At 35.6% G+C, this 22,448-nt stretch carries 17 protein-coding genes; 10 read left to right on the top strand and 7 right to left on the bottom strand.

All coding sequences use genetic code 11. The features are described from left to right. Positions 1 to 194: 194 nt before the first annotated feature. On the bottom strand, positions 195 to 1,304 hold the full coding sequence (gene sohB / locus J4T76_RS07820) for a protease SohB (protein WP_267339785.1): 1,110 nt from the start codon (positions 1,302 to 1,304) through the stop codon (positions 195 to 197). Positions 1,305 to 1,457: 153 nt separating this feature from the next. Here sohB and J4T76_RS07815 point away from each other — a divergent pair, with 153 nt between their 5' ends. Both J4T76_RS07815 and J4T76_RS07810 read left to right on the top strand, forming a co-directional pair. Further along, a complete protein-coding gene (locus J4T76_RS07815; RefSeq protein ID WP_267339787.1) occupies positions 1,458 to 3,158 on the top strand; it encodes a formate--tetrahydrofolate ligase in 1,701 nt (566 codons plus the stop codon). Further along, positions 3,158 to 3,577, top strand: coding sequence for an RnfABCDGE type electron transport complex subunit B (locus J4T76_RS07810; RefSeq protein ID WP_267355590.1), 420 nt, complete (start codon positions 3,158 to 3,160; stop codon positions 3,575 to 3,577). Before J4T76_RS07815 ends, J4T76_RS07810 begins: the two co-directional genes overlap by 1 nt. A gap of 52 nt (positions 3,578 to 3,629) precedes the next feature. Here the strand turns inward: J4T76_RS07810 and typA are convergent, their stop codons facing one another. Together typA and hemG are read right to left on the bottom strand one after the other, a co-directional pair. Next, entirely contained in the window at positions 3,630 to 5,456 is a 1,827-nt protein-coding gene (gene typA / locus J4T76_RS07805; RefSeq protein ID WP_324123778.1) for a translational GTPase TypA, read from the bottom strand. Positions 5,457 to 5,611: 155 nt separating this feature from the next. Further along, a complete protein-coding gene (gene hemG, locus J4T76_RS07800) occupies positions 5,612 to 6,145 on the bottom strand; it encodes a menaquinone-dependent protoporphyrinogen IX dehydrogenase (RefSeq protein WP_267339789.1) in 534 nt (177 codons plus the stop codon). A 594-nt stretch (positions 6,146 to 6,739) separates the two neighbouring features. Between hemG and glmU the strand changes: the two genes are divergently transcribed. From glmU to rlmKL, 6 genes are all read left to right on the top strand, one after another. Continuing rightward, positions 6,740 to 8,119 carry a bifunctional UDP-N-acetylglucosamine diphosphorylase/glucosamine-1-phosphate N-acetyltransferase GlmU gene (gene glmU / locus J4T76_RS07795; RefSeq protein ID WP_416380549.1) on the top strand — a complete coding sequence of 460 codons (1,380 nt, stop codon included), beginning with the start codon at positions 6,740 to 6,742 and terminating at the stop codon, positions 8,117 to 8,119. A gap of 3 nt (positions 8,120 to 8,122) precedes the next feature. Beyond that, the gene (gene glmS, locus J4T76_RS07790) at positions 8,123 to 9,955 is read left to right on the top strand and encodes a glutamine--fructose-6-phosphate transaminase (isomerizing) (protein WP_267339792.1); all 1,833 of its coding nucleotides are present in this window, start codon (positions 8,123 to 8,125) and stop codon (positions 9,953 to 9,955) included. Positions 9,956 to 10,242: 287 nt separating this feature from the next. Next, positions 10,243 to 12,117 carry a PTS mannitol transporter subunit IICBA gene (locus tag J4T76_RS07785; protein WP_267339793.1) on the top strand — a complete coding sequence of 625 codons (1,875 nt, stop codon included), beginning with the start codon at positions 10,243 to 10,245 and terminating at the stop codon, positions 12,115 to 12,117. Positions 12,118 to 12,200: 83 nt separating this feature from the next. Further along, positions 12,201 to 13,361, top strand: a complete 1,161-nt coding sequence (locus J4T76_RS07780) for a mannitol-1-phosphate 5-dehydrogenase (protein ID WP_267339795.1) — start codon at positions 12,201 to 12,203, stop codon at positions 13,359 to 13,361. A 7-nt stretch (positions 13,362 to 13,368) separates the two neighbouring features. Further along, positions 13,369 to 13,920 carry an MltR family transcriptional regulator gene (locus J4T76_RS07775; RefSeq protein ID WP_267339797.1) on the top strand — a complete coding sequence of 184 codons (552 nt, stop codon included), beginning with the start codon at positions 13,369 to 13,371 and terminating at the stop codon, positions 13,918 to 13,920. Between the two features lie 544 nt (positions 13,921 to 14,464). Further along, positions 14,465 to 16,585 carry a bifunctional 23S rRNA (guanine(2069)-N(7))-methyltransferase RlmK/23S rRNA (guanine(2445)-N(2))-methyltransferase RlmL gene (gene rlmKL / locus J4T76_RS07770; RefSeq protein WP_267355586.1) on the top strand — a complete coding sequence of 707 codons (2,121 nt, stop codon included), beginning with the start codon at positions 14,465 to 14,467 and terminating at the stop codon, positions 16,583 to 16,585. Between the two features lie 360 nt (positions 16,586 to 16,945). Here rlmKL and J4T76_RS07765 read toward each other — a convergent pair whose 3' ends face one another. From J4T76_RS07765 to J4T76_RS07750, 4 genes are all read right to left on the bottom strand, one after another. Continuing rightward, a complete protein-coding gene (locus J4T76_RS07765; RefSeq protein ID WP_267355584.1) occupies positions 16,946 to 17,977 on the bottom strand; it encodes a T6SS immunity protein Tli4 family protein in 1,032 nt (343 codons plus the stop codon). 101 nt (positions 17,978 to 18,078) lie between these two features. Continuing rightward, complete coding sequence (locus J4T76_RS07760; protein WP_267355582.1) at positions 18,079 to 19,887, bottom strand: lipase family alpha/beta hydrolase; 1,809 nt, start codon at positions 19,885 to 19,887, stop codon at positions 18,079 to 18,081. Between the two features lie 126 nt (positions 19,888 to 20,013). Further along, on the bottom strand, positions 20,014 to 20,427 hold the full coding sequence (locus tag J4T76_RS07755; protein ID WP_267355580.1) for a hypothetical protein: 414 nt from the start codon (positions 20,425 to 20,427) through the stop codon (positions 20,014 to 20,016). A gap of 371 nt (positions 20,428 to 20,798) precedes the next feature. Continuing rightward, positions 20,799 to 21,227 carry a universal stress protein gene (locus tag J4T76_RS07750; protein ID WP_267355578.1) on the bottom strand — a complete coding sequence of 143 codons (429 nt, stop codon included), beginning with the start codon at positions 21,225 to 21,227 and terminating at the stop codon, positions 20,799 to 20,801. Positions 21,228 to 21,444: 217 nt separating this feature from the next. Between J4T76_RS07750 and J4T76_RS07745 the strand changes: the two genes are divergently transcribed. Both J4T76_RS07745 and J4T76_RS07740 read left to right on the top strand, forming a co-directional pair. Beyond that, positions 21,445 to 21,846, top strand: a complete 402-nt coding sequence (locus J4T76_RS07745; RefSeq protein ID WP_267339805.1) for a GNAT family N-acetyltransferase — start codon at positions 21,445 to 21,447, stop codon at positions 21,844 to 21,846. 5 nt (positions 21,847 to 21,851) lie between these two features. Next, entirely contained in the window at positions 21,852 to 22,433 is a 582-nt protein-coding gene (locus tag J4T76_RS07740) for a Maf family protein (RefSeq protein WP_267339806.1), read from the top strand. Positions 22,434 to 22,448: the final 15 nt, after the last annotated feature.

Genomic DNA, 22,448 nt, shown 5'->3' with positions numbered 1-22,448 from the left:
GTATGTTATTTAAGCTTTTTTGGCAATAAAAAATCCCATTTCCATCAAGAATTTTAAGGTAATAGGGGATAAAAAAATTGTGCTTGATAACATGTCTATTTGTGAAATTTAAGCGAGCTGATATGAGAGTTTGCGTATTTACTTATGCTTAATGAATAACTATCTGAATTTTGTATTATTAAGAAAATGGGCTACTATAGCCCATTCCCTTGTCTAAACAATAACCTTTCAACACTTTTGACCACATTTTTTGAGATTTTTTCAGACAGCTTTTGTTTACGTTGAAAACTCACTGAAATAATTTTATGTGTATCAAGATGCGATAAAATAAAATCATCACTAGTACTGATTTCGTCAACTAATCCTTTATCTTTTGCTTGAGCAGCAAACCAGTGTTCTCCTGTTGCCACCTGCTCAATATCCACATTAGGACGATACTCTTTAACAAAATCTTTGAATAATAGATGAGTCTCCTCTAATTCTTGCTTAAATTTCTGGCGCCCTTCATCAGTGTTTTCTCCAAACATGGTCAATGTACGTTTGTACTCACCGGCTGTTTGTAGTTCTATATCCACATCATGCTTTTTAAGCAAGCGATTAAAATTTGGAATTTGAGCAACGACACCAATTGAGCCTACAATAGCAAACGGTGCAGCAACAATTTTACTGGCGGTACACGCCATCATATAACCTCCACTTGCGGCTACTTTATCAACGACAACAGTAAAAGGGATATTGCGTGCTCTAAAACGTAATAATTGTGAAGCCGCTAATCCATAACCATGTACAACTCCACCAGGGCTTTCTAATTTAATCACGACCTGATCTTCTGGTTTGATAATAGCAAGTACAGCAGTGATCTCTTGACGCAACTCTTCAACCTCATGAGCATCCATACTACCATTAAATGATAATACAAATAGCTTAGGTTTAGTACCATGAGTGATTGTAACCTTTGTTTGTGGATTAGAATCATCAATAATGTTATTACAATCAGTTTGGTTACAATTTTTATCCTGTTTCTTTTTTTGTTTGACGGCTAATTTTGCCTGCTTTTTCTCATTTTTTTTCTGTTTTTTAAGATCTTTTGTATACTGCTTAGCTTCAAGTTCATCCATGCTAGACATCAATATATCATCTTTAACTTGTTCATATTCCTGACTGATATCCTTAACAGATAAGCGCCCAGCAACGATTGATAATTTGCGACGTTGACTTACTATAAAAACAAGGATAGACAAAATAGCAATGACCACTGTTGCGGTTTCTGCCAAGAAAAGAGCATACTGTGAAAACCAATTCATTTAACATTTTTCCTTAGATTGAATGTATTGCATTATTATAACAAGATAATTAAGAATTGTGCCGAAAATCAACAAAGATAAAATTGTCGCTTTATTCGGCAATTCAAATTAATTATACTGATACCTCAACATTATCATTCAATGAGAATCTTTATGTCTTTACGTCCAATTACTGAAATAGCACAGCAATATAATATTCCTAAACAATATGTTTTACCTTATGGTAAACATGTCGCAAAAATCGATTTATCCATTCTTAAAACAAATCAAAACAAACCAAAGGGTAAATTGATACTGGTTACTGCTATTACCCCAACTCCTCTCGGCGAAGGTAAAACTGTTAATACGATTGGACTTAGTGAAGGATTAAATTATATTGGTAAAACAGCGATAGCGTGTATTCGTCAACCAAGTTTAGGTCCGGTATTTGGCGTGAAAGGTGGTGCTGCCGGTGGCGGTCAAGCCGAAGTTTTACCGATGGAAACCCTAAATTTGCATTTAACTGGCGATATTCATGCTATCACCGCAGCTCACGATTTGGCATCAGCTGCATTAGATGCACGTCTTTATCATGAAGAACGTTTAGGTGACGAATTTACCACACAGACTGGTTTACAACGTTTAAATATTGATGTCAATCGTATCGTCTGGAAACGTGTCATAGATCATAACGACCGCGCATTACGGCATATCAATGTTGGCGTCGGTGGTGGCGTAAACGGTATTGAACGCCGTGATGGTTTTGAAATTACTGCTGCATCAGAACTGATGGCAATTTTAGCATTGGCTTCTGATTTACATGATATGCGCGCACGTATTGGTCGAATTATTTTAGCGTATAATACTCAAGGCGACCCCATCACAGCGGAACAACTTGAAGTTGCGGGTGCAATGACTGTACTATTAAAAAATGCCATTAATCCAAATTTAATGCAAACTGTTGAGCATACTCCTGTACTAATTCATGCTGGACCTTTTGCTAATATAGCTCATGGTAACTCCTCGGTGATCGCTGACCGCATTGCCTTGCAACTGGCTGATTATGTTATTACTGAAGCTGGATTTGGTTCTGATATGGGAATGGAAAAGTTCTTCAATATCAAATATCGTCAAGCAGGTATAAAAGCGTCTTGTGTGGTGTTAGTCGCTACTGTTCGCAGCCTGAAATCAAACAGTGGTAGATATAACATTAAACCAGGACAAGCCATCCCTAAAGAGATCTCAGAATCGAATGTAGAACTACTCGAAATTGGTGCAGCTAACTTAGCATGGCACATTAACAATGCTAAAAGTTATGGTTTAAAGGTAATTGTTGCTATTAATCGCTTTCCCCATGATAGTGAGGAAGAACTCACTTTCTTACAAAAATATGCTATTGACCATGGTGCGTTTGCTTGTGAAGTGAGTGAAGTATTTACCCATGGTGGTCAGGGCGCTGAAAAACTGGCACAACATATTATTAAAGCTTGTGATACGCCAAGTGAAATTAAGTTACCTTATCCGGATAATATGCCTTTAATTGAAAAAATTCAAACCATGGTAAAAAAATATGGTGCCAATAAAGCAAATCTTTCCAAAAAAGCGCTTGACAATATCAAAGAGATCGAAGCATTAAAACTCGATCACCTGCCGCTTTGTATTGCCAAAACGCCAATGTCAATCAGTGCCGATCCCAACTTAAAGAATGTACCAACGGATTTTGATGTTGATATCAGTCATTTAGCGATTTCTGCTGGTGCTGGATTTATTCGAGTCTATGCTGGTAATGTAATGACTATGCCTGGACTGGGTACCAATCCGGCTTATCGACAAATTGATATTGACAAGGATGGTAATATTATAGGTTTAAGTTAATGCAAAAAGTAATTATGCAAACCAAACAACAATATAAAGCTTTTATTGACGAAGAAAATTGTATTGGCTGTGGTAAATGTATTCGCGTTTGCCCAACCGATGCCATTGTCGGCAGCAAACAAGTATTACACACCGTATTACCGCAGTTATGTACTTCGTGCAGTAATTGCATCAATACGTGCCCAACAGACTGTATTACATTAAGTACATTAGGTATAGCATTAAGTGAAAATGAAGAGTTACGACTGACTGAGAAAAAGCAACAACGCTTAAATTACAATCAACTTGTACCACCTACGATACTATTTCCACACACAATGCCTATAAATCACAGCAGTCAAACTAGCCCAAGCGATCGCAAACAATCGATTGCTGATGCGATTGCTAGAGTCAAAGCCAAAAAAAACCTCGCTAAATAGCGAGGTTTTTTATTCAGTTATTATATCCTATCTTTCAGATTAATAACAAAGATTAGTCTTTATTACTGCTTCTAAACGCACGTTTACGATCATTCTCAGTTAGATGACGTTTACGTAAACGGATAGATAATGGTGTTACTTCCACTAATTCGTCATCATCAATAAATTCTAATGCTTGTTCTAACGACATTTTAACTGGCGGTGAAAGTGTGGTTGCTTCATCAGTACCTGATGCACGCATATTAGTCAATTTTTTACCCGTTAAACAGTTAACGGTTAAATCATTTGAACGAGTATGAATACCAATAATTTGACCTTCATAAACTTCAGCACCATGACCTAGGAATAATTTACCACGATCTTGTAAGCTATAAAGTGCATAAGCTAATGCTTTACCCGTACCATTTGAAATCATAACCCCATTAATGCGTTGACCAATTTCACCCGGTCGTACATCGTCATAATGACTAAATGTAGAATATAGCAAACCAGTACCCGATGTCATGGTCATAAACTCCGTTCTAAAACCGATAAGACCACGACTTGGAATGACATAATCCAAACGCACTCGACCTTTACCATCTGGTAACATATTAGTCAGATCACCTTTACGTAAACCAAGCGCTTCCATCACAGAACCTTGATGTTGTTCTTCAATATCAAGGGTTACTTGTTCAAATGGTTCTTGTCTTTTACCGTCGATTTCTTTGAAGATAACTTTAGGACGAGAAACCCCAAGTTCATAACCTTCACGACGCATATTTTCAATTAATACCGATAAGTGTAATTCACCGCGACCAGAGACTCTAAATGCATCAGGATCAGGCGTTTCTTCAACTCGAAGTGCCACATTATGTACAAGTTCTTTCTTCAAACGTTCAAGAATTTGACGAGAAGTCACAAATTTACCTTCTTTACCTGCAAACGGTGAACTATTAACATTAAAGAACATAGTAACAGTTGGTTCATCAACAGTTAATGCTGGTAATGCTTCAATGCAGCTGTTATCACAAATCGTATCAGAAATACCTAATTCACCAAGGCCAGTTAACGCAATTATATCACCGGCTTCGGCAACTTCTGCTTCATAACGTTGTAAACCTAAATGACCTAAGACTTGCCCTACTTTACCAGTACGTTTATTACCTTCACTATCAACAATCGTCACTTGTTGATTTGGTTTTACGCGACCTCGTTTGATTCGACCGATACCAATAACCCCAACATAATTATTATAATCAAGTTGAGAAATTTGCATTTGGAATGGCCCATCTAAATCCACTTTTGGAGGCTCAACATGTTTAATGATAGCTTCAAATAATGGTGTCATATCTTCAGCCATATTTTCATGATCTAAACCAGCGATACCCATTAATGCAGAAGCATAAACAATAGGGAAATCGAGCTGCTCGTCAGTTGCACCTAAGTTTACAAACAGATCAAATACTTGATCAACAACCCAATCTGGACGCGCACCTGGACGGTCAACTTTATTAATTACTACAATTGGTTTTAAACCATAAGCAAACGCTTTTTGTGTGACAAAACGAGTTTGTGGCATTGGTCCATCCATAGCATCGACTAACAATAACACCGAGTCAACCATCGACATAACACGCTCAACTTCACCACCAAAATCAGCATGACCTGGGGTATCGACAATATTTATACGATAATCATTCCAGTCAATCGCTGTATTTTTAGCTAAAATGGTAATACCACGCTCTTTTTCAAGCGCATTAGAGTCCATTATACGTTCATTGTCGTCACCACGCAGATTATCTAGCGTACCTGATTGTTTTAACAATTTATCAACCAAAGTTGTTTTACCATGGTCAACGTGCGCAATAATGGCAATATTTCTTAAATTTTCAATCACAATTAAAATCCCAATTAGGAGATAGATTCTTTAGGCGCGATATTGTACACCTTTTTAGCCCAAATGTTGATCTATATCACAAAGTTTATTTAAAAGAACGTCATTACTTGATAACATTACAAAAATATTAATCTATTTTGACAAGAAGTTTAGGGTTATCTATACGTTTGAGTATAAAATTGTGTTGCAAACTGATCAACTTTAGCCCAATCGGTATACTCAATGATAGGTTTTGTCACGTCTGTATCACCCTTACCTAGCCACATAATAAAACGAATCATATTACGATCAAACCAATTGTATTTGGGATAATAAAGTGCGCCAGCAAAAACGGCTTTAATTGTTGGTTTCCATGCGATTTTAGCTAAGAATTTTCTCGTGTACAAATTGGTTTCAGGGGTATTTTTATGCGGCTTTCTGGCCACAACATTCACACCAAAAAAACCCGATTTAATTTTATTTAATTGCTGATAATTATCATCAATAAATTTTTTCATTACTTTATTGTAAAATCCATAACGAATAGAACATCCTAACAAAACTGCTTGATATTTTGTAAGATCGATATTCATCGTTGGTAAAAGCTCAATGACATCACAATCACATTTACCCGCGAGTTGATTTTCGATACGCTGCATAATTTTAAATGTTTGCTTTTCGTAAGTAGTATAGAGTAATAAAACTTTCATTTTTAAATTTCCTATTAAAGGGTTTATACCTGCAACTTTTTAATTCATTTAGTCGTAATTAACTGACTATAGGATAGCAAGCGAAACCTATTATATATAAACGTTAAAGATTAATCAGTACTTTATATTTACTTAAATCATCATATCTAATCAGAATGGCTAACTTAATTTTGTTGAATGGATTTTCTTTTTTTGGTTAAAAAGTAGATTATAGTTTTGAACGGTTGCCCACTGATCTATGCATTGAAATTATCGGCTATTTGAATCATAACTAAACCTTTGTGGCAAATCATAATAGCTTTTTTGACATTTCTATATCACATTGATGAAATCTGAATGGAAACAGGACTAATTACCTTTTTATTACTCATCGAAACATTGCCTCTATTTATTATAGAATTTGAAACATCGACTTAAGTCTTGAATCTATATTGAAAATATTTTTTAGAACACAATTTTCATAATTAAAAGAGATAATCATTAAAGTAGATGTAACTTTTTTTATGATAAAAATTAATAAATTGTGGATGATTTACTAAAAAACTTTGATTATAGTATTATACTAATTTAACCTGATCGGAAATGAATATGGCAATTTCACCCCCAAAACTTAGTGCAATTATTTTGGCGGCAGGAAAAGGCACACGGATGTATTCCAACCTTCCTAAAGTTTTACATAAAATCGGTAACAAACCGATGCTTCAACATGTAATTGATACAGTTAAACAACTTAATACCAATCGCATCAATGTTGTTTATGGTCATGGTAAACAACAGCTTAAAAATGCGTTTAAAGATCAACCTGTACAATGGGTTTATCAAGATCAACAGCTTGGTACTGGACATGCAGTACAACAAGCTATTGCCTATATTGAAGATGACGAAGACATCTTAATTTTATATGGCGATACCCCACTTATATCAATACCAACCTTACAAAATTTAATTGCCAGTAAACCCAAACAAGGTATTGCGTTATTGACTGTTGTACTTGATGACCCTACCGGTTATGGGCGTATTGAGCGGAAAAATGGCAAAGTCGTTGCGATTATAGAGGAAAAAGATGCTTCATCAGAGCAGCAAAAAATCAATGAAGTCAATACTGGGATTATGTTAGTAACGGGCAAACTATTAAAAAATTGGCTAACGCGATTAACCAATAATAATGCACAAAAAGAGTATTATTTGACTGATATCATTGCTTTTGCTAATCAAGATGGTTACGAAATTCTCACCTCTCATCCAATAAAGCAATTCGAAGTTGAAGGTGTGAATAATCGATTACAGTTAGCGATATTAGAACGACACTATCAACATCAACAAATACAAAATCTATTACTTTCAGGTGTAACCCTACTTGATCCAAACCGTTTTGATTTACGTGGCACTCTTACCCATGGTAAAGATGTCGTAATTGATAGTAATGTCATTATTGAAGGTGATGTAACACTCGGTAATAACGTTACTATTGGCGCAGGGTGTATCTTAAAAAATTGCCGTATTGATGATGATTCCGTTATCAGCCCATACAGCATAATTGAAAATTCAACCATTGCTAAGCAATGTACAATTGGACCTTTTGCACGATTAAGACCAGGTTCAGAACTTGACGAACAAGTACACGTTGGTAACTTTGTTGAACTTAAAAAAGCGCATTTAGGCAAAGCAACCAAAGCTGGACACTTAAGCTATCTTGGCGATAGCCAAATCGGTAGCAATGTCAACATTGGTGCAGGCACGATTACCTGTAATTATGATGGTGCCAATAAATTGACAACCATCATTGAAGATGATGTATTTGTAGGCTCAGATACCCAACTCATTGCCCCAGTTAAAGTTGGTAAAGGTGCAACCATCGCTGCAGGTACTACTGTCACCAATAATGTTAATGATAACGAATTAGTAGTAAGCCGAGTAAAACAAAAGCAATTTGCTGGTTGGAAACGTCCAACTAAATTAAACAACGAGGAATAGACTATGTGTGGAATTGTTGGTGGTGTGGCCAAACGTGATGTTGCTGATATATTACTAGAAGGTTTAAAACGATTAGAATATCGCGGTTATGATTCTGCTGGGCTTGCCATTATATCGCCACAAGGCGAATTACAACGCGTTCGTCGCGTTGGCAAAGTTCAAGCCCTAAAAGATGCCGTCGATGCGCACCCACTCAAAGGTTCAACTGGTATTGCCCACACACGCTGGGCAACACATGGTGAACCGGCTGAACATAATGCCCACCCACATGTTTCCGGATTTATTAGTGTGGTGCACAACGGTATTATTGAAAACTTTGAACCATTACGAGAACAGCTCATTGCTAAAGGTTACCAGTTCCGTTCCGAAACCGATACTGAAGTTATTGCTCATCTAATTCATGACATCATTGCAACTGAAGATTGCTCATTATTTGATGCTGTCCAAAAAGCGATACCACAGCTACGTGGGGCTTATGGCACTGTGATAATGGATACTCGTAACCCTGATATATTAGTCGCTGCACGTTCGGGCAGCCCCTTAGTGATTGGTTGTGGTATGAGTGAAAATTTTATTGCCTCAGATCAACTTGCATTATTACCAGTCACACGTCAATTTATCTTTTTAGAAGAAGGTGATATTGCCCTTATTGGCCACAGCGCGATTACAATCATAGATAAAAATTATCAACATGTTACCCGTCCACGTATTGAATCCGATGCCAGATATGACGCTGGGAGCAAAGCAGGACACAACCACTATATGCAAAAAGAGATCTACGAACAACCTAATGCTATAAAAAATACGCTTGAAGGTCGTATGGCACATGGAAGAGTAGATTTATCTGAACTAGGGGAGCGTGCCGAAAATATTTTAAAACAAGTTGAACATATTCAAATCGTGGCATGTGGTACTGCTTATAATGCTGGTATGGTTGCTCGTTATTGGTTTGAAGCTTTAGCCGGTATTGCTTGCGATGTCGAAATAGCGTCAGAATTTCGCTATCGTAAACCAGCACGTCGAAAAAACAGCTTATTTATCACGTTATCGCAATCAGGTGAAACTGCAGACACTTTAGCCGCACTAAGGCTAGCAAAAGAAATCGACTACCTAAGTACACTCGCAGTGTGTAATGTAGCAGCATCAACCCTTGTTCGTGAAGCAGAATTAGTACTATTAACTAAAGCTGGGGTAGAAATAGGTGTTGCGTCCACAAAAGCATTTACTACTCAATTAACGGTATTGCTGTTATTAGTTGCCAAATTGGGGCGACTCAATGACATGGCAGAAAGCACAGAACAAGCCATTGTTCACGCATTACAAACCTTACCAAATCGTATTGAACAGGTATTAATGTGTGAACCACAAATTAAAAAACTCGCCAGTCAATTTGTTGATAAGCATCACGCTCTATTCTTAGGGCGAGGCGATGAATACCCAATTGCTATGGAAGCATCATTAAAACTAAAAGAAATCTCATACATTCATGCTGAAGCTTACGCTGCTGGTGAACTCAAGCATGGTCCTTTAGCATTAATTGATGCAGACATGCCGGTAATAGTTATGGCACCAACTAACGAAATGTTGGAAAAATTAAAGTCCAATATTGAAGAAGTCCGTGCTCGTGGTGGTCAACTTTATGTATTTGCTGAGCAAGATGCCGGTTTTGTCAGCGACGACACCATGCATATTATTAATTTACCCCATATTGAACAGCTTACCGCACCAATCTACTACACTGTACCAACTCAATTACTGGCTTACCATGTGGCATTAATCAAAGGCACAGATGTCGACCAACCCAGGAATCTAGCAAAGTCGGTAACAGTCGAGTAAAACCAAACCCATAATTATTAAGACCATAAGGGTCAATTATTATGGGTAAAGATCAATAAAAATCAGACAAGCATCACAAACCATTGGCATAAAATTTATGCCAAACATCCTTCCAAGCATTTAACCATTTTGCAAGTGTGAACCACATCACATAATCAGAAAATACCCTGTTTTTTGAAGTGTGATAAGGGTCACATTTACTCATTATTCCAGATGAATATTATGAATAAATCCCTATAAAATAAAAGCATAATAATTATATTCATCAATAAGGAAAGATGCATTTTATGACAACATTAAATATTAAATTAAAAGTCCAAAACTTTGGGCGATTCTTAAGTAATATGGTGATGCCTAATATCGGGGCTTTTATTGCTTGGGGATTTATAACGGCAATTTTTATTCCAACGGGCTGGTATCCTAATGAAAATGTTGCCAAACTCGTTGGTCCAATGATCACTTATTTATTGCCACTGCTCATTGGCTATAGTGGCGGTAAATTAGTTCATGGAGAACGAGGAGGTGTCGTTGCAGCCGTAACAACTATGGGTGTGGTTGTTGGAGCATCCATTCCAATGTTCTTAGGGGCTATGATTGTAGGTCCATTAAGTGGCTGGGTGATTAAACAATTTGATAAGACCATAGACGGTAAAATCAAAAGTGGCTTTGAAATGTTAGTCAATAATTTTTCAGCCGGTATTATTGGTATGCTCCTTGCTTTATTATCATTCTTTGCCATTGGACCTTCAGTAGTTGTCGCATCTAAGGTACTTGCAAGCGGTGTTGACTTTATGGTGCAACATAATTTATTACCACTCACTTCTATTATTGTTGAACCAGCAAAAATCTTATTTTTAAATAATGCAATTAACCATGGTATATTTTCACCACTTGGTATTCAACAAGCAGCCGAACATACACAATCAATATTCTTTCTAATTGAAGCTAATCCTGGACCAGGTTTGGGATTATTACTTGCTTATATGCTTTTTGGTAAAGGCGCGGCAAAAGGTTCAGCAAGTGGTGCTGCAATCATTCACTTCTTTGGTGGTATTCATGAAATTTATTTCCCATATGTGTTAATGAATCCTCGCTTAATTATTGCCATGATTTTAGGTGGGATGACAGGTGTATTTACACTTACCCTTTTTAATTCAGGCTTAAGTTCCCCCGCTTCACCAGGTTCAATTATTGCCCTATTAGCAGTAACGCCTAAAGATTCAATGCTTGGTGTGATTACCTCGGTCCTAGCCGCAACGACAGTATCATTCTTAGTATCAATCGTATTATTAAAAACAACTAAAAATATCGATAAAAGCTTTGAAGATGCAAAATCAGATGTCATAGCGATGAAGGATGAATACAAAGCTTTAAAAACTGAAACATTTAATCTTGATAATGTGAAAAAAATTGTTGTAGCTTGCGATGCAGGGATGGGATCGAGTGCAATGGGTGCAGGTGTACTTCGCAAAAAAATACAAGATGCTAATTTAGACATTTGTGTTATTAATCTTGCCATCAACAATCTAACCTCCGATACCGATATCGTTATTACTCATAGAGATTTAACTCAACGAGCAAAACAATATGCACCCAATGCACATCACATCTCATTAACTAATTTCTTAAACAGTGATTTATATAGCCAACTTGTAAACGAATTGATTGTTGCACAAGGTGTTAGCAATATTAATCGTAGTAATATTGAAACATCAACGCATAATATCCAACCATTATTTCAATTCACAGAAAAGGACATCTTTTTAGGTTTAACCGCTCAAAACAAAGAAGAAGCAATCCGTTTTGCAGGGCAAAAATTAATGGATAACGGCTATGTTAAATCCGCTTACATTGAAGCAATGCTAGAGCGTGAACGGCTAACTTCAACTTATCTTGGCCAATCCATTGCTGTACCTCATGGCACAATTGAAGCCAAAGATAGTGTCATCAATACCGGTATCGTCTTTTGTCAATATCCAGCTGGAATAGAATTTGGTGAAGAAGCGAATGACAAAGCCAAAATCGTTATTGGCATCGCTGCACGCAATAACGAACATTTAGATGTCATAGCCAAATTAACTAACGCGCTGGACGATCCAAACCTTATTGCCAAACTATCCAATACCTCTCGTTTTGATGAAGTGTTAGCAATATTAAGTTAAGTATGACATCACAATGACTTCCTTCACTTTACTTAAGGAAAGTTGTTAAACCAATTATATTAAATACAAATTAAAGGTAAAAAATGCAAGCATTACATTTTGGCGCTGGCAATATTGGGCGCGGATTTATCGGTAAATTATTATCAGACGCAGGTATTCATGTAACATTTGTCGATGTTAACCAACAAGTGATTGACGAAATTGCCAAACGTCATCAGTACCCTGTTAATGTGGTGGGCGAGCAATCAACCACTGAAATTGTTCACAATGTTGACGCGATTAATAGCTCATCGTCCGAAGTGATTGACTATATTGGAACAGTCGATTTAGTAACCACCGCAGTGGGTCCACAGATTTTAGCTCGGATTGCTGAAGATATGGCAAAAGGATTGATTGCAAGATATCAACAAACCAACAACGCACCACTTAATATCATTGCTTGTGAAAACATGGTACGAGGAACCAGCCAATTAAAACAAGAAGTATTTAAATACATACCTTATGAACTCCACTCATGGATGAACAGTCATATTGGCTTTGTTGATTCAGCCGTTGACCGCATCGTACCACCAGCAACATCTAAAATAGGCGATATTTTAGAAGTCACAGTTGAAACATTTTCGGAATGGATTGTTGATAAAAATCAATTTATTGGCGATATCCCATCAATCAAAGGTATGGAACCAGTCGATAATTTAATGGCATTTGTCGAACGTAAATTATTTACTTTAAATACAGGTCATGCCATCACCGCTTATTTAGGATTTTACAATAATATTGCAACCATCCGTGATGCTATTTTAGTTAATAGCATTCGCACAGTTGTACAAGGAGCAATGCAGGAAAGCGGTCAAGTACTGATAAAACGTTACAATTTTGACCCTGCTAAACACCAAACCTATATTGAAAAGATCCTTACGCGCTTTGAAAATCCATATCTCCAAGACGATACAGCTCGCGTTGGTCGTCAACCCATTCGTAAATTAGGGTCTAACGATCGATTAGTTAAACCGCTACTTGGCACATTTGAATATGAACTAAGCAATAACAACTTGCTCATCGGTATTGCAGCAGCACTTAATTATTACAATGTTGATGACCATCAAGCTATTGACTTAAATAAACAAATCGTTGAAAAAGGCTTAATTCAAACATTTTGTGATATTTCAGGTATCGAAATCAATAATCCTATTGTTTGTCAAATTGAACAACTTTATACTTCCATGCAACATCATCAATACTAAATGAATAATGCTAGAATCAACATTAGCAGAAAACACAATACTTGAAAAACTCAACCAGCAAGCTGACATACACAGCTTGCTGGCGGAGGCGATAAAAATGATCAATAGCATTATTAGTCAATTGCTTATAAAGTCCTTTCGTAAAGAACCTCACGCTATAAAATTTGTCATACCTTCACTCATTGATAAAAATGGTCCGCTCAATGATACATCCATCTGTTTAAAATTACTTTATGTGTTTGGAATCATAACGCACGAAGAGTATGAAGATGTCGAGCTATTAATTGCCATATTAGACGAACTTGATCATGACGATAAAAAATACACTTACCTCGACGATGAAATATTAGGTCCGATTAGTCTATTACATGATATGGTACTGCCATCAAATTGGGATTCACAACATCAAAAAGCCAAGGATTCTGGTATTGTCGATACATTAAAGTCATCCATCTATCAAAATCGATATCAACAAATGATACGCTCAGCACTGATTATCGCTATTACGGATCTGACGGTACGTATGATTAATAAACAAAATATTCACTGCATCCCTTAAAGAGAGAAAATTCATCTTTAAAACAGTTGGTTAATAAAAAACCAAGGACTCATCGAAAAACAAAAACTGGTCTTAATCAAGATCACATAAAGGGAGAACTATTATAAACATGGTTCCTTACCAATGGCATTAATTTTGAAACAATTTACCTACACATTCAATCCTTCTATTAAATCATAACAAACTAAGTTAAGTATGGCTCTCAGTTTGGCAAAAAAACTGTAATAGTTTCTATCTATTGACACAACAAAAATTTTCAATTTCAGGGTGATTTATATTTCATTATGCTATTCAAATTTTGTCGGTGACAGACAAATCATTTACTTTTTTATAGTCTCCTCCTTTTGAATTAAGATTCGTACATTCGGGGTTGAATGTAAGTTTGAATTTCTAATGAAACGGTATAGACTCCTAAATATTTTTTACAAAATTTACTGTTTTCATACTCAAAAATCATCAAGATCCAAAAAGGATTATCCTTTATTTCCCACAATAAAAATAACTCGCTATAATGCATTCAATTTTATTGTTAAGTGGATTATGCATGAAAACACTATTTGCCAGCACGTCGCGCGGGCTTGAAGAGTTATTAAAAAAAGAGTTAGAAGAGTTAGGTTCGGTCGATTGTAAAATCGCCCAGGGTGGTGTTTTTTTTGACGCGGATGAAAAAACACTATATCAATCATTATTATGGTCTCGTTTGGCATCGCGTATTTTATTGCCCATTGCGGAGTTTGATATTTACAGTGATTTAGATCTTTATTCGTGTGTATTTAATCTTAAATGGCCAGATATTTTTGCAGTTGATAACTCCTTTGTCATTAATTTTGTTGGTGTCAACGATTTTATTCGTAATAGCCAATATGGCGCACTCAAAATTAAAGATGCAATTGTTGATCACTTTTCTCGTCATTCTAACGAGCGTCCTAATATCGCTAAGCAAGATCCAGATATTCGTATTCATGCTTATTTAAATAAGAACCGTGTAACACTGTCATTAGATTTGAGTGGCAGTAGTTTGCATCAACGTGGTTATCGTCAGCAAACTGGGCAGGCTCCATTAAAAGAAAACTTAGCGGCAGCAATCATTATGCGATCAGGATGGCAGATAGACACGCCATTAATCGATCCAATGTGTGGTTCGGGAACACTATTGATCGAAGCGGCAATGATCGCTGCAAAAATTCCACCAGGTTTATTGAGAAAACAGTGGGGATTTTTCGCCTGGAAAGGTTTTAATGCAAAACTTTGGAATGAACTCTTATTTGCTGCTAAACATAATATTAGTAAACCAAATACACCATTTATCGGTTACGACAATAATGCCGTTGTTTTAGAGCGAGCAAAACAAAATGCCATTCAAGCTGGTGTAGGCGATTTGATTACCTATGCACTGCAAGATGTAACGCAGTTAACCAATCCACTGCCTGATGATGTAATGGGTATGATAATCAGTAACCCTCCTTATGGCGAAAGATTAGAAAGTGAACCTGCTCTTGTTGCATTGCATACAGCGCTTGGTCGTCAAATTAAACAATATTTTGGTGGCTGGCGACTTTCTTTATTTAGTGCTGCGCCACAATTATTAGACTGTTTACAAATGCGTGCCGAAAGACAATTTAAAGCGAAGAATGGTCCATTAGATTGCGTACAAAAAAATTATACAATTGCGCAACGTTCTACCGAACAAGTCAGTACCCCCATATTGCCAGCCGCTGATTTTGCTAATCGTTTACGAAAAAATAAGCAGAAGCTTGAAAAGTGGGCTGCACAAGAACAGCTAGAATGTTATCGCCTTTATGATGCCGATTTACCTGAATACAATGTAGCTATCGATCGTTATAAAGATAAAATAATAGTACAGGAATATGCAGCACCTAAAAATATTGAACCACAAAAAACTCGGCAACGACTGTTTGATATTATCAACGCCACAATGTCAGTGCTAGAACTTACTGCCGATCAGTTAGTTTTAAAAACTCGTGAAAAGCAAAAAGGCAAACAGCAATATCAAAAGTTGAGCCAAAAACAGGATTATTTTTTAGTGCATGAATATGCCATTAATAAACACAAAACTCAATTTTGGGTAAATGTGACTGATTATTTAGATACTGGGCTGTTTTTAGATCATCGTTTAGCACGCAAAATGATTGGTGAGATGAGTTCTGGTAAAGATTTTTTAAATCTGTTTGCTTATACTGGTAGTGCAACTGTTTATGCTGGACTAGGTGGCGCTAAATCAACAACGACAGTTGATATGTCACGTACTTATTTACAATGGGCCGATCGTAATTTGAAACAAAATGGTTTAACTGGTCGACAGCACCGCTTAATTCAAGCTGATTGCTTATTGTATTTAGAACAAAGTGATGGTCAATTCGATCTAATTTTCATTGATCCGCCTACATTTTCGAATTCAAAAAGGATGAGTGATACTTTTGATGTACAACGTGATCACTTAAAAATAATGACACATCTAAAACGGTTATTAAGACCAAATGGAATCATTGTGTTTTCAAACAATAAACGTGGTTTTAAAATGGATAATACTGGTATGCAAAACCTTGGATTGACTTATCAAGAGATCACCAATAAAACATTATCTTTGGACTTTAAACGTAATAAGCAAATTCACTGCTGTTTTATTGTCCAACATCAAAAATAAAATATCACTGAAAATGAAAAAATTTTGACGGAATTCTCCTTAAAATAAATCAGTATAGATCTTTTTAAGGAGAATTGTTTTAATTTAAACTCTTTTTGAAAAATTAAATAAATAAATTCAATGGTAAAAATAAATTGAGTATTACTCGTTTATTTTACCTTTAGTAATGGAAATATTTATAAAAATTCAACCATTATTCGAACAACATCTAAAGCAATTTTTTAATACTTAATCATTTATAAGAGAGAATTAATTGAATTCTAATTACGTTATACTAAAAACTTATTTACAGATTACAACAATCATCAAGGATGATAAATTAGTAAAGAGAATAAATATTTAGAACTTTTATGAATATCGTTATTGATTTTTTATTTCACGAATACGAATACTACTGGTTACTTCACGCCATATGACCATTAACTGATCTTCACTATAGGCTTTACGGCTATCAAGTGGGACAATATAGTACATTTCAACCAATAAGTTGGGATTTTTATTATCAGGCTCTTCCATATTAATGCCTAAATTAAAGATATAACTCTCTTTTTTAAATTCATCGAGGTTTTCATCGTTAAAATCCTTACTTTTAACAATTATTTCCTCTAAATGCAGATTGTGACTCTCACGTGTCCCTTTATAAATTTTTTGCCCTTCACCCTGAATAATAAAATAGTCAGGAATATCAAATAACGAATAACCTCCAGCATAATTATTAAATGTAATACGAAAATAAAAATCATCCCTATCTTCATAACGATAAATGAAATCGATTTCTTTTGGTTTGTCATCATCGCCTTGCATAAAGCCATTTGTAAAACAAAAACCAGGTTCGTTTGGAACAGTAAAATCATCACGAACACGAATGCGTTCAAACAATTTTCGCATTTGCACTATCTTTTCCGGCACATCGTTATTATGGATATCTGGATATTTTTTTCTATCCTCATCATACCGACTGGCCGAACCATTGGTAGCTTCCATTTCAATTTTGAAGGTAACTTCGTCCTGCCAACGATAACCTTCTAAAATTCGGGCTACATCAGGAACTCCCTCACTCTGCATCCGTTCAAAAATAAGACCTTCTATTTCAGCACTATTTGCAACTGACAAAGGGTAGATTGCTTTTAAAAATTTACCATCAATAGGATCGTCTGGTTGAGTGTTTTTTAACTCTTGTTCTCGTCGGGCTAGCATCTGTTTAAAAGGGGGAAAATATTGCTGATTGGTTGCGATATTAATGCCTTGATTATAATCATATTTGAATGAATTTACTTTGGATGATTTAAATTGTTTTGGTAAATCAATTAAATATGTTCCTAAGCAACGGGTAGCCGTATCAGTAAGTAGCTCATCGACCTGTTGTTGTTGTTCAGTTGATAAAGTTGCCATATGTATATCCTTGCTAAAAAATTGGTAACTAAAGAGGGTAATCACGAATAAAATGACAATTAAAAAAAAATGTTTTTTATTAAGTTTTAAGTTATGGATCATTATATAACCTTCTGAATAATATCGACTATTGCACGCAAAGCAAACTCTTGACCGATTGCATTTTGATACGCAGGTTCATGTTCAACGGGTATATGCATACGAGCTTGAATCTGATTAAGTGGAATTTCACCAGAACTTTGTGGTACGGTACCATCGCCATTGCTATCGGCTTTTTTTAATGTGTATTCTTCCGCAATATTGCCTCTTTTTTCCGAAACGGTTTGGGTTCCCCAAAAAAAATGATAATCGCGTTTAACCTCTTTCCAATCATTGAAGCTTGCTTTAAGAGTTCTGATTTCAGTTATCTCGTTTAAATCTAATCGATTATTAGCACCAATATGATTCATTGCTGGTCGTTTTTCCTCTTTTTGATACCCTTTAATAACCTTACCTTGCCAATGTACAGTTTGATAGGTAAAAAACTGTTTACGCATTTTATTTCTGTTATTTTCTATTCCGAAAAACACATAGGTATTGGGATGATATTTATTAGCGATCTTTTCATGAAAAGGTTTAACATCTCTATAAATTAACTTTTTATAGTTTTGCCAATCAATTCGCATTGTAGCTAAATCATGCTTTGAATTTAATGGATTAATTAAATGCGGTTCACAAACGCACCACCAGTGATATTTATTTAAATAAATATCATCATAAGGATTCTTTTGAGGAAACGAGTATGATTTTCCGTTAGGAGCAGTAATGATTAACCATTTTGATACATATTTTTCGCTAGGTAACAATTGTAATGGACCAGGAGCTTGAGCACACACAGCCGTCATTTCTGCAGCATCTTTCCCTAAAACATTTGCAGTAGCCCAATTTATCATAGTACTACTACCATAAGCTTCACTTCCTCGTTTCATGCGGGTATAAGCGGCAGCAGCTCCCGTCGAAGGTTGTACACCGTTAATCACACCGTATACTTTTTCACGCCCACCCAGAACTTCAGTATAATAACGCGCAACCAATCCGCCCATAGAATGGGTAATTAAAATCACTTTATCGCAAGTTCTGCCTCGTTTTTTATAAAATCTTGGGATTGTCTCTTCAACTAGGATTTTAAGTCTTTTTGCACTTTTTTCATTAGATTCTAGCCAGTTATAACCCATCGCATAAAGAGGGAAATCATAATTTTTAAAGATCTGAATCTGATCATTATTAAACGTTAACTTTGCTTTTGATCCTTTTTCTAACTCAAAAGGTAAAGCTTTAATCAGACTTTTTACTTTACTGGATAATTGTCCATTTGGTTGAAATAAGTATGATTGAAAGGTTTCTAAAAACTTGCCATAACTCTTATAACCAACGCTTCCCCATCCTCTTGCTCGACGAACACCAAAGAGCCGATTTTCAGGATGGTTATTGATTGCTTGCTTTATTTTTTGATTTCTTATTACTGTTTCGTCATAAATTTTATTAACCTGATATTTGCTATACTTAGCAATATCTTTGATGTATTGTTTTTTTATATTCGAAATTTCCTTTTCTGCTGCATCAATAACAGTTCCACGGTAATCTACCTCTGTTTTTTCAGGATCAAGTTCTTTTTTTCTTGCTTTGGCTCCACCAACACCCCAAAGTGCCCAACCAGCTACTGAAGCCGAACTATCTAAACGCCAAACTTTTTTCGTATTTGAATCCTTACCGTTTGTAGATTTTACCTTTAAATTACTTCCCATTACGCCAGGCAAAAAAATAATAGGTATAACTTTACGCTCTTTTTCAATATGAATTTTTTCCATTTTCTTATTTGAACGTGGTACTGTGTGAAATACGGCACTTTGGGGATCATTATTTTTGTCCATTCTATTTCCTTATTCCTTTATTGGTTACATCATTTTTTGATAAGTGATTAGTTATAAAGTCACTTATCCAATAACTAGGATCGTTACAACTGACTTAGCATAATTTTACTGCTGACTTGTAAATCCCTAACACAGTGAAAAACTATCATTAAATCTGCGTACCTCACGCTTCACTCGACAATGTGCTTGATCTTCGCTCTCTACGACAATAATAAATTCAGTGATTAATCCGTACAAATTGCTTATTTTTACAACATGACCAAATGAGCTGATTTTTGTCACTACTAGTGGAAATTGGTTAAGAGGAAGAGTCAGAAAGATGGCTTGGATATGGAAGGATGCAATTGAAATTTGCTTATCTTTGCAGGTCAAATCCATCTGATATTGCCAAAGTGCATTTGACCACGCTTGACCTTTAATTGATACGACAAAAATACCGGATAACCCGTCGAACTTATCAACTGAAAACAGATAGTTAGTGTATGATAAGTGTCCGGTAAGCGAAGCTAAGCTATCGTCCAGTTTCTCCATTATGCCCATACAATAATCCTTCATTTGCAAAATGCTATATTGATCTTCATAAAAAACAAGGATACATATAGATGATAATCTGTATTATATAATAATAATTATTTCTTTTTCGTGAGTCAATTAATCTGTTCGTTATGCCAAATAATGACTAAGTCGAGTAATAAATCTGGTTTTCTATTTTATCGATACCAATATTAAGAATTATGCATAAATACATCTAAGAACAATGTGTCATTAATAAAATGAATATTCATAACATGTACAACCTATAATAGATCGCATTGTTATCGATTTGAGTATTCACAAAGATCCTCTGATTACAAATTATTTACGAGGAGTTATTCGCTCCTCGCTATAGATTTAAACAATACAACTCTAAACTAACGAACGACCAAAACTGAGGTTTGAGCGCTACGAACTACACCTGCTGCATTTGATCCTAATAAATGAGTGGTAATATTAGGGCGGCGAGATCCCAGTATAATTAAATCGGGTTTTAGTTCTTCCGCAATATGAAGAATTTCATCCCTTGGGTTACCAAACGCGATAGAAAACGACAATTTTTCTTGCGGTAAATTAACCGAAGCCATTAATTTATTTAACCACTGTTCAGTTTTTACTGTCGCTTTATCTTTAAATTCATCAAATCCAAATGAGTAAGCATTCACAATTGCTGACGCTAAAGGTAAAGTATGAAAGAAAATCACCTCAGCATTTGATAATTTTGCTAAACATTCAACATGTGGGATGACTTTTTGGGTCAACTCATCTTCAAGCACATCAATTGGTACTAAAATTTTGTTGTACATAAAACTTTCCCCCTTGATAAAAAACCGGATAAAAGATCATTAACAATATGGTTTAATTGTTCTGTATTTTGATAATCGTGATTTTGATTACTAGGATACGCAATTTGGATTCATTTTTTTATTTTAATAGTTAAGTTAGTTGATGCTCACTATAATATCCTAAATCCAATTTAGAAAAATGAAACTTTTTTTTGCTCATTTCATGACGGAGATCACCATGAGTAATATCATTTACCGTTCTGACATCAAACCAGAACTCGAACAAGCTATTGAGCTTTATCGTCACTGTTCACTAGGTGAACGCCGACCACTTGCAGATTCAACACGATTTCAAGCTATGTTAAATAATGCTAATTTAGTTATAACCGCGTGGCATAATGATAAATTAATTGGTATTGCCCGTTGTTTAACAGATTTTGTCTATATAACTTATTTAGCTGATCTCGCTGTGGATGAGAATTATCAAAAACAAGGTATTGGAAAACAATTGATTAAAGAAGTAAAAAACAATACTCATGAGGGATGCTCAATCACTTTACTAGCAGCACCAAATGCAGTTGATTATTATGAACATATCGGATTTAATGCCCATCCTTCAGCTTGGATTTTAAGAGACTAATCAATATGAGAATCATTTTAGCATCAACATCACTATCACGTAAAAAAGTACTTGAAAAATTCGCTATACCTTTTGAATGTGTCCCACCAATTTGTGACGAAACGCCACTTTCTGGAGAGTCTGCCGAGCAATTAGTGGTACGTTTAGCGAATCTGAAAGCGCAATCCTTAGTCGACATATATCCAAATAGTTTAATTATTGGCTCAGATCAGGTGGGGGTTTTGGAAGATAAAATTGTTTGCAAACCACATACGGTTGAAAATGCTCGTAAACAACTTGCCAATAGCAGTGGCAAAACAGTCTATTTTTATACCGGTATGACAGTTATTAATACTCGTTCGGGTCAATCAACAACTATTTGCGAGCCATTCAAAGTCACTTTTCGTCAGTTAAGTTGTGCAGAAATTGAGGCTTATATCGCAAAAGAGATGCCCTTACAATGTGCAGGTAGTTTTAAATGTGATGAGCTCGGTATAACGCTGTTTGAGAAATTAGAAGGTGATGATATTAATTCTTTAGTCGGATTACCGCTGTTAAAACTTAATAAAATAATGATTGACATGGATTGTAATCCATTATTTCTTTAATAAGTGATGCAAACT

Origin of the sequence: Gilliamella sp. B3022, assembly GCF_028751545.1 — a bacterium.
GTDB lineage: Bacteria > Pseudomonadota > Gammaproteobacteria > Enterobacterales > Orbaceae > Gilliamella.
This window is presented reverse-complemented; position numbering and strand designations above follow the sequence as displayed.